The sequence below is a fragment of the Erwinia sp. 009765445 genome, assembly GCF_058137865.1.
Genome location: NZ_JBYUWC010000009.1, coordinates 1 through 13048 on the forward strand (window position 1 = coordinate 1; position 13048 = coordinate 13048).

The 13048-nt window shown below is 50.1% G+C and carries 12 protein-coding genes and 1 pseudogene; 7 read left to right on the forward strand and 6 right to left on the reverse strand.

Translation table 11 applies throughout. The annotated features are described in order from the left end of the window. A pseudogene (locus AC3Y5R_RS11370) lies at positions 1-508 on the reverse strand (transposase); the annotation flags it as partial. Between the two features lie 100 nt (positions 509-608). Between AC3Y5R_RS11370 and AC3Y5R_RS11375 the strand changes: the two are divergent. After that, positions 609-1880, forward strand: a complete 1272-nt coding sequence (locus AC3Y5R_RS11375; protein ID WP_489921412.1) for a hypothetical protein — start codon at positions 609-611, stop codon at positions 1878-1880. Positions 1881-2174: 294 nt separating this feature from the next. Here AC3Y5R_RS11375 and AC3Y5R_RS11380 read toward each other — a convergent pair whose 3' ends face one another. Next, positions 2175-3206 (reverse strand): methionine synthase, encoded by a 1032-nt coding sequence (locus AC3Y5R_RS11380; RefSeq protein ID WP_489921413.1) that lies wholly within the window; start codon positions 3204-3206, stop codon positions 2175-2177. Positions 3207-3234: 28 nt separating this feature from the next. Further along, on the reverse strand, positions 3235-4212 hold the full coding sequence (locus tag AC3Y5R_RS11385) for a DUF1852 domain-containing protein (RefSeq protein ID WP_489921414.1): 978 nt from the start codon (positions 4210-4212) through the stop codon (positions 3235-3237). A gap of 245 nt (positions 4213-4457) precedes the next feature. Between AC3Y5R_RS11385 and AC3Y5R_RS11390 the strand changes: the two genes are divergently transcribed. After that, positions 4458-4661: a DUF6434 domain-containing protein gene (locus tag AC3Y5R_RS11390; protein WP_489921415.1), complete on the forward strand. Its 204-nt coding sequence runs from the start codon at positions 4458-4460 to the stop codon at positions 4659-4661. 1639 nt (positions 4662-6300) lie between these two features. Here the strand turns inward: AC3Y5R_RS11390 and AC3Y5R_RS11395 are convergent. Next, positions 6301-7251 (reverse strand): 5-oxoprolinase subunit C family protein, encoded by a 951-nt coding sequence (locus AC3Y5R_RS11395; protein WP_489921416.1) that lies wholly within the window; start codon positions 7249-7251, stop codon positions 6301-6303. Next, entirely contained in the window at positions 7238-7978 is a 741-nt protein-coding gene (pxpB, locus tag AC3Y5R_RS11400; protein WP_489921417.1) for a 5-oxoprolinase subunit PxpB, read from the reverse strand. Before pxpB ends, AC3Y5R_RS11395 begins: the two co-directional genes overlap by 14 nt. A gap of 147 nt (positions 7979-8125) precedes the next feature. Between pxpB and AC3Y5R_RS11405 the strand changes: the two genes are divergently transcribed. Beyond that, the gene (locus AC3Y5R_RS11405) at positions 8126-8902 is read left to right on the forward strand and encodes a LamB/YcsF family protein (RefSeq protein ID WP_489921418.1); all 777 of its coding nucleotides are present in this window, start codon (positions 8126-8128) and stop codon (positions 8900-8902) included. A 6-nt stretch (positions 8903-8908) separates the two neighbouring features. Here AC3Y5R_RS11405 and AC3Y5R_RS11410 read toward each other — a convergent pair whose 3' ends face one another. Next, on the reverse strand, positions 8909-9874 hold the full coding sequence (locus AC3Y5R_RS11410) for a hydroxyacid dehydrogenase (RefSeq protein WP_489921419.1): 966 nt from the start codon (positions 9872-9874) through the stop codon (positions 8909-8911). Between the two features lie 103 nt (positions 9875-9977). On the opposite strand from AC3Y5R_RS11410, the gene AC3Y5R_RS11415 reads away from it, so the two are divergent. Genes AC3Y5R_RS11415 through speB form a run of 4 tightly spaced genes read left to right on the forward strand, consistent with a single transcriptional unit; the run spans position 9978 to position 13038 of the window. After that, positions 9978-10619 carry a DUF1989 domain-containing protein gene (locus AC3Y5R_RS11415; RefSeq protein WP_489921420.1) on the forward strand — a complete coding sequence of 214 codons (642 nt, stop codon included), beginning with the start codon at positions 9978-9980 and terminating at the stop codon, positions 10617-10619. Then, complete coding sequence (locus AC3Y5R_RS11420) at positions 10612-11412, forward strand: amino acid ABC transporter ATP-binding protein (protein WP_489921421.1); 801 nt, start codon at positions 10612-10614, stop codon at positions 11410-11412. The genes AC3Y5R_RS11415 and AC3Y5R_RS11420 overlap by 8 nt, the downstream gene beginning before the upstream one ends. Next, complete coding sequence (locus AC3Y5R_RS11425) at positions 11409-12065, forward strand: amino acid ABC transporter permease (protein WP_489921422.1); 657 nt, start codon at positions 11409-11411, stop codon at positions 12063-12065. Before AC3Y5R_RS11420 ends, AC3Y5R_RS11425 begins: the two co-directional genes overlap by 4 nt. A 13-nt stretch (positions 12066-12078) precedes the next feature. Further along, a complete protein-coding gene (gene speB / locus AC3Y5R_RS11430) occupies positions 12079-13038 on the forward strand; it encodes an agmatinase (protein WP_489921423.1) in 960 nt (319 codons plus the stop codon). The last annotated feature ends 10 nt before the right edge of the window (positions 13039-13048 follow it).

Consider the following 13048-nt stretch of genomic DNA (forward strand, 5'->3'; position numbering starts at 1 on the left):
TCCCCTACTTCGTTCAGGTCGCCATGAACCCGGCGATAACCATACACGCCCCCACTCAGTGAATATGAGTCACGAATAAGCGTCAGCAGGCGCAGATTATCTTTATCACGCGCCGAGACCGGGTTATGCAGCCATGCATAAAACCCGGCCCGGGCGACATTCAGTACCCGACACATCGTCATCACACCCCATATAGTGCGGTGCTCATTGATAAAGCGGTACTTTAGTCGGGCTCCCTTGCAAAGTACCGCGCGGCCTTTTTCAGGATATCCCGTTCTTCTTCGGTACGTTTTAGCTGCGCCCGTAGTTTCAGGATCTCGCTTTTGGCTTCCAGTAAATCCCGGGCATGTTGCTCGCTGTTATCCGGTTTGATAGCCCGTAGCCACTTGTAGAGGCTGTGCGCAGAAACGCCCAGGCGGTCGGAAACTTCGGCAACGGAATAACCGCGTTCCGTTATTTGACGGACGGCTTCTTCTTTAAATTCAGGTGTAAATCGTGGTGTGCCCATACGCTCCTCCTATGCTCAAACTATAGGGCAGGATCGTCTACTGGGGTGGGGTCAGTCCAGTTTTGATGATGGCAAGGTCAGTCTGAAGACCTGGAGAGAGATGAACCGGCAGCCAACAGAACAGGGGTTCCGCTTTGCAGAACAAAGCAAACTTCTGGAGCAGTTTATTCACGATGATATGTTTGCCATCCTGGCCGAGGGCCCGACACATTGTTCGCCAATCCCGCCTCAGGCACGAAAAGGCTACTGCCATCAGGACCTTTCCATTGCGCACTCATGCAGCCGGGAGCTGCTTTCCCGATTGAACGATTTCCACAAAATAGATTCACTTCCGATACTTGCTGATGCAATTTACAACTTAATTACCGCTTTGCATGATGCCGGCATTGTTACTCCCGACTGGCTGTCCGAATTTGAAAAAGTTCACACAAATTTTCTGACAGGAGAGAGGCGGGAGAACGGCGTATTCCATAAAATAATAAAGTTAATTAACGATGAAGGGCGTGTTGAGTTCATTGAAAGGATTGCTGAACAGTGCGCACCTCAGTACGCCGAATATCTGTTCGACCAGTATGTGGGCATTTATGCTTCGGAGATCATACAGTGGCTGACTGAGCTTCAGATGTATTTCAAATATTCGCAATCAACGCCATTTGTCTGGAAATTCACCACTGTTACGCCTGATATCAACACCTCTTCAGAAGGGGAAGAACAGCAACCGACAGTGGCGTGGGAGAGCGATTATTGCCAGATTTCAATCAAGCGAGATACCCTCCTGAAACTCATCCAGACCAACACGTTGCATGATGCTTCAGACTCTCTCGCAGACTGCTTACTGCATATTTATGATCAGCCTGCCGACCAGATGCGCAGGCAGAAAGGTACCATTCCGCAAATCTCCGACCGGGAACGTCACGTCTATAGTTCGAACAGTTATCATTTTTACAGCGCTTCTCAAGGCAACCATCAAAAGAACATAGATATAGTGCAATCCTTTGAAAAATGGTACGAAAACAATAAAGTGCTTCTGATTAGCCACAAGAAAACACGTACTGAGCGCGTCGGTGTCGAAGTCCGTCTGGCCGGGTTGAAATGCTATGACCTGAAAATGGGCATCCCTGACTGCAACAGAATGAAAATAAAAGACGGTGTTTACGATCTTGTGAATCAAGACACCAGCCTCCGTTTTGAAAAGTCCATTAGTGATGTCTCACTTCAGCGATACCATTCACAGGTAAAAAAAATCATCGAAAAGGATATTGATGATTTGCTCCGAATCCAGCGGAACAAAAATTCTAAATGTCCATTCAGTGGCGCCTATCACGCTATCAAGCCACTATGGAGCAAGAGCGATTATCATGAGGAAGAATGAACCTTATGGTAGGAATACCTATTTCCAGTCGACTAAGGCACCGTGGTGTACGTAATGTCTTAGTAACGTCTGATTCTCGCTCATAGCAGACAAGGCACTCCCTCTGTCTGACCCCTAAGCGGCCACTGCTAACTCCTCACTGCATTAATCATTGTTAAGCCGGTAAAGCAGGTCACAACATCTGATTCTTTACCGCAAGCCTCTTTTCTGGTGGCCGTCTGAGGCTGCTGTGAAATAAAAAATCCACGCTTCGGCGTGGATTTTTTTTGGCAAATGATCTGATGCCTGGCGAAACTATTTAGCCAGCAGTTCTCTGCGAACGATTTCTGCACCGGCGCTTAAAGCGCTTAACTTACCGTTTGCCACACGACGTGCTAAAGGCGTCATGCCGCAGTTGGTAGAAGGATAAAGCTTATCGGCATCAACAAACTGAAGTGCTTTACGCAGGGTATCGGCGACTTCCTCAGGAGTCTCAATGGTATTGGTTGCCACATCAATGGCCCCTACCATCACTTTCTTGCCCCGAATCAGTTCAATCAGATCCATTGGCACACGGGAGTTCTGACATTCCAGCGAGATGATATCGATACTGGATTTCTGCAGCTTGGGGAAGATTTCTTCATACTGCCGCCATTCTGTCCCCAGCGTCTTTTTCCAGTCTGTGTTGGCTTTGATGCCGTAGCCATAGCAAATATGCACAGCCGTTTCACATTTCAGCCCTTCAATGGCTCTTTCTAAAGCGGCAATTCCCCAGTCATTCACTTCATCAAAGAAGACGTTGAACGCAGGCTCATCGAACTGGATGATATCAACGCCCGCAGCCTCTAATTCTTTGGCTTCTTCATTCAGAATTTTGGCAAATTCCCAGGCCAGTTTTTCACGGCTTTTATAGTGGCTGTCATAGAGCGTATCGATCATTGTCATGGGACCAGGCAGCGCCCATTTAATGGGTTGATCGGTTTGCTGACGCAGGAATTTTGCGTCTTCAACAAAAACGGGTTTCTGGCGACTCACCGCACCCACGACTGTCGGCACACTCGCATCATAGCGGTTACGAATTCTGACGGTCTCACGCTTTTCAAAGTCCACTCCGCTCAGGTGCTCGATAAACGTGGTGACAAAATGTTGGCGCGTTTGCTCGCCATCACTGACGATATCAATACCTGCCTGGAGCTGATCCTGCAGGCACAAACGCAGCGCATCCTGTTTGCCATCAATCAGTTCCTGATCCTGCAATTTCCAGGGTGACCAGAGCGTCTCTGGTTGTGCAAGCCAGGAAGGTTTAGGCAGGCTGCCCGCCGTCGAAGTGGGTAATAAAATTTTCATTGCAGGTGACCTTTTTATATTTAGTTAATCAAAGAACGTAATTAGCAGACCATTGCTCAAGAATGGCTCGGTAAGGTTTGATGAAGTTCTCTTCCGTAAACCTGCCCTGCTCAACAGCTAAATGGCTGCGTTCTTCACGATCGTAAACGATTTCAGTTAATGAATAATCCTGCTGGTTCAGGCTTGGCTGATAGGTTTTACCAGCCACAGAATTAGCATTATAAATTTCAGGACGGTAAATTCTCTGGAAAGTCTCCATCGTGCTGATGGTGCTGATAAGCTCAAGATCGGTATAATCTGTGATTAAATCACCAGAGAAATAGAATGCTAAAGGCGCAACCGCACCGGCTGGCATAAAATAGCGTGCCTGTAAGCCCATTTTATTGAAATAGTGATCGGTCATGGACAGTTCATCCTGCTGATATTCAATGCCCAGCACAGGATGTTGATAGCCAGTCTGATGATAGGTATTTTTACTTGAAACGCTCAGGCAGATAACAGGTTGTTTTTTAAAGTTATCTCTGTAAGCATCTGAGTTGACAAAATATTTGAACAGATTACCGTGCAGTTCGCCAAAATTATCTGGCGTGCTGAATCCGGCTTTGTTTTTGTTATGCTCTAACAGCACTACGCTAAAGTCATAATCACGCACGTAGGATGAGAAATTATTCCCTACGATGCCTTCAATGCGTTCATTGGTTTTTTTATCAACAATATTCGTTTTCAGGATCTCAATCACAGGGAAAGTTTTACCCTTACCTTCAACATCCATCTCAACGGAAATGATTTCAAGCTCAACAGAATAACGATCCCCGTTGGGATTATCAATATGAGCCAGAGAATTGAAACGATTGTCGATCATCGTTAAGGCGTTGCGCAAATTCTGCTGGCGTTTGTCGCCTCTGGCCAGATTAGCGAAGTTGGTGGTGATACGGGTATTTTCGGAGGGGTTATAATTTTCATCAAAAGCAAGGCTTTTAATGGTGAATGCAAATTCTTTATTCATCGCGATGAGTTATCCTGTTTTCTGAGATAAAACCTGAATTTATTTATGCTCTTTCAGCTTTAAAATTTTATTATCAGGTTTTAACTTCGGTATTCGTCATATTGTCTATGGTAGTCAGTACTTTATGCCTGAGTCATTGAGTGAAAAAAAGTGATTTAATTTCAATGAACATGAGAGAAATTCATGATCTGGAGCAGGTCAGAGCCGGTACTGTTGCATAAGCCCCTTTATCAGCAGCAGAAAACATGAAGATCGACTGGCAGAGCTCAGCTTTAACCCGTGCGACCATTGTGGATAAAGGGTATAAAAATACACAAAACGTCCGTCGCTTCATGGTTGATCAGTGCGGAGAGAACTTTCGATTCAATCGCGATTTTATGGCCTGGATACGGAATAATACGCCAAAAAACCTGGGTGATGATGTCGATGAGTGGAAGTGCAGACATTAATCGCCCCGAACTGGCACCGGTAAACAGTGTGCCAATCAATAAATTCTCTACAAAAATGACCGGTACGCTGGTTTTGCCTTCAGTGAGAACGTAAATTAATGTAGCAGTTTACCGGCACATGGAAGTTTTAAAATGAATGCAGGACATGAAACTGTCTGACGGCCGGAGCCGGACTCAGCAGCGTAATTTTAAGGAATAGTCGGTAAGGCTACCACCGTTGCCTCACGTAGGGCAATGCAGTTAGTCGTCTCATCCTGGCTGGGGGCAAAAATTGTCAGCGGTCTGATGAAGCCAATAATTGTGCGACTTTTCCTGCGCTATTCTGAGCCGCTGCACATTCTTAATCGCGCAAATGGCCGTTATTTTTCCCACAAAAAAAAATCTGACGTGATTTAAATATGAATAGTGACCATTCCCGGCTCGGTCCTGTCGATCTGTCAGCAGCAACTAAAACTCGGATTTTTAATCTTAATACAGACGGGAGTAGACTATTTCAATTGCCAGGCGTACCCGGACAATGAATCAGCTGCAGCTGCTCTGAATAAACTCACACGAGGATCCGCTGGTGATACTCGGGAATATACCCCTACGCTGCTTGAATTCCTGGGCTGGTTATCAGGCTATCTGAAGCAAAAACGCGATATCCGCGAGCCGTAAAATTCCTTCTGCCAGACAAGGCACAAAAGCCCCGAACGGCAGAAGGACATCATTTTTACCGTACCTGCACCAACCCGCTCTACGTCTCAACGTATCCTTGTGCTTTGAGATCTTCAGCCAGGAAATTCACCAGGTCGAACAGCTATTCGGCAAGGAATTCCCTTGTATCAGAGTCAGCAGCGTGACTGCGTAATACCTGAATTAAGACACGGCAGTATCAGGTGAAAGTTTCAGACTCTTCAATAAAAGCGGTGTGATGAAAATCCTTCACGTCTGGTGCAGTAAGCTGCGACAGAGGATAATCGGGAACCGGGTCATCAAAAGCTAACTGCAGATGCTCAATACTGAGCGCTATTTTTTATAAATTGCGAAGTGCTCCGCAGAAATATCCGTTTCCATCAGAACCGCAACGAGACGTTCGTTATACTCCGCCAGGTCGATAAAGTTCATTACGCTGGTTAATGGGGAAATATGTATAAATGCAGGGCGAGTTTGAATAAACTGTTTTACAGCCATGGTGTTAGTCTACTTAACATTGTGGTCAGAGGCTCGTCAGTGCGCCAACACTGTCGGGTCTCGCTATTTGCCGCCATTTTTTTATTCGGTGCCTGCCCACTATATTCCTCTGATCTTTCCAGTCAATACTGTATGACCCTTATTCCCCTCCATAAATTTATGCTTAAATTCATTATCCAACCTGGCTCGTAAAATAATGCAAGAGCGTGAAACGGCCTCTCTTTTTTCTGAAGAGGTATTCAGCACTTTGCTGGAAGGACAGAAGGAAGTGCCCTTCCTTTTTTTCTGGAATATCACTGGAATGACACTGAGCCGATTATCCGAACAAGGCGTCTGTTTAATACCAACGTTCTGACAGAGACCTGGGAAAGCGGTAAGCACGTAATAAGTCTTACCACTATAAATAATGGGTTCACTCAGGCACAACTCGTATCTTGTGAGGTAGTCGTCCAGACCTGCACCAGCATCACTTCCCTGCCCGGATCGCCTCCAGCCACTGCTGAAAAAGCGCCTGCCTGCCCCGCCAGAGTTCTTCGGCCTTCTCCACCGACACCGCTTCAAAGCTGAGTTTATCACCGGGCTTGAACTGCCCCATGCGGGCATGATCGGCGCGAATGATGGTGGCGATTTTGGGGTAGCCGCCGGTGGTCTGACGGTCGTTCATCGCCACGATAGGCTGGCCGTTACCCGGGATCTGGATGCTGCCACGCGCAATGGCGTCAGAAACGATATTAAACCCATTTATATGGGGTATCGGCGGGCCGCTGAGCCGGTAACCCATGCGGTCGCACTGATCGGACAATGTCCAGCTGTTGGTGGTGAAAGCACGCTTTGCCTCACGGGAGAAGTAATCATCCTGCGGCCCCCAGACTACCCGGACCGGACGTCTCTCCTGCTGTGGCAGAATGCGCTGCGTCAGTTGGTTAATGGCCGGTGGCTTGCGGCTGCTGAGCAGTGGCAGGCTATCACCTTTAATGAGCTGACGTCCGGCAAAACCTCCCAGCCCGGCGCGCATCAGGGTCGAAACGCTGCCCATTACCGGCTCGGCGCGGAACCCCCCGGCAACCGCCATATACCCACGCGCTCCGCTGAGCACCCGCGGTATCGATAAAATATCACCCGGCTGCAACGTGAAGCACTGATACCCTGCCTGCGGCTCGCCGTTCAGGTTGATCGCCAGATGGCCGGTCAGCGCCACCCAGACAGGAGCATCACCCACCAGGCGCAGCGATGGCCCGGTCAGGGTAAGCTCCAGCACGCCGGTATCGGCCGGATTATCCACCAGCGCATTTGCAATGGCGGCGCTGAACTCATCCATCGCTCCGGCAGGCGGTACTCCCTGATCTTCAAAACCAAACCGTCCCAGATCCTGCAATGTGGTGAACAGGCCGGGCGATAACACCTCAAATCTCTGCATCTTGCCAGCTCCATTCCGGAACATAATCAACCTGCTGAGCCAGTGACTGATACTCGTCTGCGCTGACCGGATAAAATCTCACCGCGTCCCCACTCTGTAACAGCACCGCCGGGTTGCGATCGGGCGCAAAACTTCTGAAAGGTGTTTTGCCAATAAGATGCCAGCCGCTCGGTGCCTCGACGGAACCCACAGCGGTTTGCATCCCTCCGATGCTGATGCTGCCTGCCGGCACTTTCAGCCGTGGCGAATCCCTTCTCGGCGTATACAAAGATTCATCGAGGCCACCCAGATAGGTAAAGCCCGGCATAAAGCCGATCATATACACCCGGTAGAGGCTTTTCACATGTCGCTCAATCACTTCCTGTGATGACAGCTGATGCTGCCCGGCCAGCGTTTCCAGATCAATTCCATATGACCCGCCGTAACAAACGGGGATGTGCCAGGCGCGAAACGGCGGTGATTTACGGCGGGGCTGAGTGAGCAAATCCTGCAGATAGCCAGCGACTTCGTGCTGACGGATGCGTAAAGAATCATAATTAACCAGCAGCGAACGATAGGTCGGAATGGCTTTGGTGATCCCCGCCAGCGGCTGTTGATTAATCAGGATTGCCAGGTCCGTCACGTGTTTATTGATTTGGGGATCGATATATTCCCCAAAATCGATCAGGACCGCCTGATCGGCAACCGGGACTATTTTCCAGGTAAGACTTTTTGGAATGCCTTTCACCCATCAACCTGCCAGAAGTTAAAACGATTATCGGTAAAAATACATTTGGCATACCATTGGTATGGTGTCAACGGGCGCTCTTCGCCCCCGGAACCTCAGTCATAGCCTCTTTTTATGACCCCTTAATCAGGACTTTGTGGAGCGGGAATGAAATTAGATCTGAATTGCGATATGGGTGAAAGTTACGGTGCCTGGACCATGGGCCGCGATGGTGAAATGCTGGAGATTATCACCTCTGCCAACATCGCCTGTGGCTTTCACGCTGGCGATCCTGAGGTGATGTCCTCCACGCTGGCTGATGCGGCGAAAAACAAAGTGCACGTAGGGGCTCACCCCAGTTTTTATGATATTTACGGCTTTGGCCGTCGCCCTATTCTGGGAGACAGCCCGGCACAAATTGAGCGCCAGGTTATTTATCAGATTGGTGCTCTGCAGGCGCTGGCCCATACTCAGGGGCAGCAATTATCGCACGTGAAAACCCATGGTTCGCTGGGTAATATGGCCGCCGAAAACAGTGAGCTGGCGATGGCTGTCGCGCAGGCCATTTATAAAGTGGATAAGGATTTAATTATGGTGGTCATGCCAGGCATGGAAACCGAGCGTGCGGCATTAAAACTGGGCCTGCCGCTGGCCCGTGAAATTTATGTTGATCGCGCCTATGCCGACAACGGCAACCTGCTCTCCCGCAAACTTCCCGGCGCGGTACTGCATGATGCTGAGCATGCCAGCGAGCGGGTGCTGACCATGCTGGACGCGCAGGCCATTATCACCGCCAGCGGCAAAAAAATTCCCGTGACTATCGATACGGTTTGCGTCCACGGCGACACGCCCGGCGCGGTAGAAATGGCTCAGCAGTTACGGCAGAGGCTTGAATCTCAGGGCGTTATTTTTGCGCCGATGAGCGAAGTGCTGGCCCGGCACTAATCCTGTTTAACGCCGACGCCGATCCCATACTTCGGGGTTCACCAATGACGCAGGGAGTTGCCCGTTGGTCACGCGAATAATCCCGTCCACCGCCGCCGTTGCCATATTAATCAACGCCTGCTCCGTAGAGGCAGCAGTATGCGGCGTGACAATCAGATTAGGTGCGGAAAGTAATGGATCGTCAACCGGTAAAGGTTCCTGCTGAAAAACGTCCAGCGCCGCACCGGCGATTTTATTATTTTTCAGCGCAGACAATAACGCCGCTTCATCAATTAAACCGCCCCTGCTGGTATTAATCAGAAAAGCATGTTCCGGCATCAGAGAAAGCGTCTCAGCATTTATCAGCTGCCGTGTTTCAGGCGTGGATGGAATATGCAGTGACACGGCATCGCATTTCGAGAGTAGCGCAGAAAAACTCTCCGATTTAGTAAATCCGGCCTGCTCAATTTCATTCGCTGGCTGACGGCTGTGGATCAGCACATTCATTCCCAACGCTTTTGCCAGAGCTGCGGTAGTTTTTCCGATGGCGCCGAACCCAACAATCCCCAGAGTCGTGCCAAATATCTCGCACAGTCCCCCTTCATATTTAAACGTCTGATATCTGTTTTCTCTGATCGCATTGTCGCTGGCGACAATTTTTTTATTTAAGGCAAATAATAAGGCAATGGCATGCTCCGCAACAGAGCGCGTATTCATTTCCGGCGTATTCAGGATCACGATGCCCTGTTGTGTGGCCGAATGAATATCAATGCCGTCTGTGCCAACACCGTGCACGGCAATCACTTTAAGGTGCGGTAATTGCTCCATCATTGAGCAACTGAAATTACCACTACGAAAAATAACGGCTTCGACTTCAGGACCTAACGCCGCTGAAGGCAGATCGGGCTGCAGTAATGGTACGAACCCACTCTCTTCTAACCTGTTGATTCCTTTTAGATGTATTGGCTGTGGTATCCAGCAAAATTTTTGCACGGTGAAACCCTCAAGTTTGGAATACTGTTGGCATTCTCTTTGCTTTTTACTCAAGTGCCAAGAGAAAACTTTTGGCGTTAACTACCTTGAGCGATGACCACAGATGATCAAAGAGCAAACCTCAGAGCACGAGTTATTACTCCTTAAAGCCAGCCGTGGCATTGCGCTGCCGTTATATCAGGGACAGGAAATCATTATTGAAAACAGCGCCGGAAGTCAGGTTGTTGATACCTGGGCAGTCAACCGTGACAACCCGCTGGAATATTCCGCCATGGAGCATACCCGCTCGCTGAACAGCAACATTTTCTTTGAACAGGGAATGCAGGCTTTTAGCAGTTTACGTCGCCCGATGTTTACTCTGAGCCGTGATGAAACCCCAGGCCGCCACGATACTTTGCTGTGTCCCTGCTCTGAAGAACTTTATCAGCAGCTTGGCGTTAAGGAATATCATCGCAGCTGTAGCGATAATTTTCATGAAGCACTGAAAGAGGTCGGTATTGAGCTCTCATTCACTCCTGCATCGCTGAATCTTTTTATGAACGTTCCTTTCAAAACCTCCGGAGAACTGGATCGCGTACCGCCGGTATCCAAAGCCGGAGACCGGATAACGCTGACCGCCGAAATGAATATCTGGCTGATCCTCTCAGCCTGCCCGCAGGATATTACACCAATCAACGGAGCCAGCAGAACACCGCAGGATATCGCTCTGTATATTAAAAAAGGGAGCGCTGATAATCATGAATGAAATAAAACCTCTGCTTAGCATCAGAGAACTGAATAAAAGCTACGGCGACCTGCACGTGCTGAAAAATATCGCGCTGGAGGTGATGCCTGGCGAAGTAGTGGCGATCATTGGTGCCAGCGGATCGGGCAAGAGCACCTTTTTACGCTGCCTGAACGTGATGGAAATGCCGCAAAGCTGCTTTATGGACTTTGGCGACTTCTGCTTTGATTTTCGCGAGGGTGCCAGAGCGCAACCCGACGCCGTACAGTTGCAACAGCTGCGCACGCAAATAGGCATGGTGTTTCAGAGCTATCACCTGTGGCCACACATGACCGTACTGGAGAACGTCATAGAGGCTCCGATGCGGGTCAAAAAAATGTCGCGCAAGGTGGCGATTGCCGAAGCGGACGAGCTGCTGACGCGGGTGGGCATGCTGGCCAAACGCGACAGCTACCCGGCGAAGCTTTCCGGTGGACAGCAGCAGCGCGTAGCTATCGCGCGGGCGCTGGCGATGAAGCCAAAACTAATGCTGTTTGACGAGGCAACGTCCGCGTTAGATCCCGAGCTGGTGGGTGAAGTGCTGTCTTTGATCGCCACCCTCGCCAACGACGGCATGACCATGCTGCTGGTGACGCATGAAATCGCCTTTGCCCGTGAAGTGTCCAACCGGGTGCTGTTCTTCGATCAGGGCGTGATTGCAGAAGATGGTCCGCCACAGGAAGTGCTGGCGAAACCGAAAAGCCCGCGGCTGCAGCAGTTTTTACGCCGCATCCTGCATGAAGATATCACCGCCAGCCGGGAGAGTGCCCAATGAACCAGATTTTGCAGGATATCCAGGTTTACGGCATGGGCTTTCTCGAAGCCGCCTTTACCGTGCTGTGCATCACCGTATTGACCATTGTGCTGAGCTGGATTTTCGGGTTACTGGCCGCGCTGGGCAAACAATCCGGCGTCAGATTTTTCCGCGCTATTTCCCGCTTCTATATCTGGTTTATTCGCGGTACCCCGGCGCTGATCCAGGTGTTTATTGTCTATTTCGGCATCCCGCAGTTTGGCATCCACTTTTCGCCGTTTTTCGCCGGAGTGATTGCGCTGGCACTGAACAGCGGCGCTTACGTGGCCGAAATCATTCGTTCCGGTTTAAACGCCATCCCACGCAGCCAGATGGAGTCTGCTTCCGCGCTGGGCATGTCCCGTGCTGAGGTGATGAGACGCATTATTTTACCGCAGGTGTTCCGGATTATTCTGCCGCCACTGACCAATGAAGCGATTTCAGCGCTGAAAAATACCTCGCTGCTGTCAACCATTACGGTGATTGATATCACGCTGTATGCGCAGACCATTATTTCGGCCACCTTCCGGCCCTTTGAGTTTTACATCGCGGCATCGGTGATTTATCTGCTGCTGACCACCATTCTGACCGAGCTGGCCGCCCGCCTTGAGCGCAGCCATCAAAAATACAGCTAATTCGGGAATCACTATGACTTCACCACTTTCAGATTCACTTGTCACCCCACGCTTCTGCGGCCTGCCAACCTTTATGCGCTTGCCGCTGGTGACCGATTTAACCGGGCTGGATGCGGCCATCGTCGGCATACCTTCGGACTCCGGCGCGCCCTATCGCAGCGGTGCCCGCTTTGCGCCGAATGCCGTGCGTTCAATGTCAGTAATGCTGCGGCCGATTAATCCCTCACGCAATAACATCAACGTGTTTGAAACGCTCAAGATTGCCGACGTCGGCGACTCTGCGGTGGTTCCGGGGTATGAAATTGAATCGCTGCAGATGATTGAAGAGACTATTCATCATATTGCCGCTGCCGGTGTGGTGCCCTTTGCCATCGGCGGCGACCATTCCGTAACGCTAGCCGAGTTAAGAGCGCTGGCAAAGATCCACGGCCCGCTGGCGCTGGTGCAATTTGACTCGCACAGCGACACCTGGGACAAATACTTCGCCGATCAGCGTTACAGCGCCGGAACGCCATTCCGCAGAGCGGTGGAGGAGAATATTGTCGATCCCCACCACTCTATTCAGATTGGCCTGCGCGGTTCGCTGTTCCGCACCACCGATATCACCCAGTCACTCGATCTGGGATACAAAGTTCTGACCACCGACGAGCTGTTCCAGCAGGGCATCAGTGAGGTTGCGAAGCAGATTGCTGAGCACACCAAAGGACGCCCGACTTTTATTACTTTCGATATGGACTTTGTCGATCCGGCATTTGCACCCGCCGTTGAAACACCGGAAGCAGGAGGCCCGAGTTCCCGTGAAGCACTGCAGTTATTACGTGAATTAAAAAATATCAATCTGGTTGGCTGCGATGTGACAGAAATCAGCCCGGCCTATGATGGTCCGGGACAGATTACGTCACTTCTTGGCGCAACCGTAATGCTCGAATTGCTGGCTTTACTTGCCAGCTATCGCACCAACACCGGGGTTTAACGACACACTA

Coding starts and splice junctions, on each gene's coding strand:
- AC3Y5R_RS11375 (WP_489921412.1), top strand. CDS start 609: ATGAACCGGCAGCCAACAGAACAGGGGTTCCGCTTTGCAGAACAAAGC.
- AC3Y5R_RS11380 (WP_489921413.1), bottom strand. CDS start 3,206: ATGAAAATTTTATTACCCACTTCGACGGCGGGCAGCCTGCCTAAACCT.
- AC3Y5R_RS11385 (WP_489921414.1), bottom strand. CDS start 4,212: ATGAATAAAGAATTTGCATTCACCATTAAAAGCCTTGCTTTTGATGAA.
- AC3Y5R_RS11390 (WP_489921415.1), top strand. CDS start 4,458: ATGAAGATCGACTGGCAGAGCTCAGCTTTAACCCGTGCGACCATTGTG.
- AC3Y5R_RS11395 (WP_489921416.1), bottom strand. CDS start 7,251: ATGCAGAGATTTGAGGTGTTATCGCCCGGCCTGTTCACCACATTGCAG.
- AC3Y5R_RS11405 (WP_489921418.1), top strand. CDS start 8,126: ATGAAATTAGATCTGAATTGCGATATGGGTGAAAGTTACGGTGCCTGG.
- AC3Y5R_RS11415 (WP_489921420.1), top strand. CDS start 9,978: ATGATCAAAGAGCAAACCTCAGAGCACGAGTTATTACTCCTTAAAGCC.
- AC3Y5R_RS11420 (WP_489921421.1), top strand. CDS start 10,612: ATGAATGAAATAAAACCTCTGCTTAGCATCAGAGAACTGAATAAAAGC.
- AC3Y5R_RS11425 (WP_489921422.1), top strand. CDS start 11,409: ATGAACCAGATTTTGCAGGATATCCAGGTTTACGGCATGGGCTTTCTC.
- speB (WP_489921423.1), top strand. CDS start 12,079: ATGACTTCACCACTTTCAGATTCACTTGTCACCCCACGCTTCTGCGGC.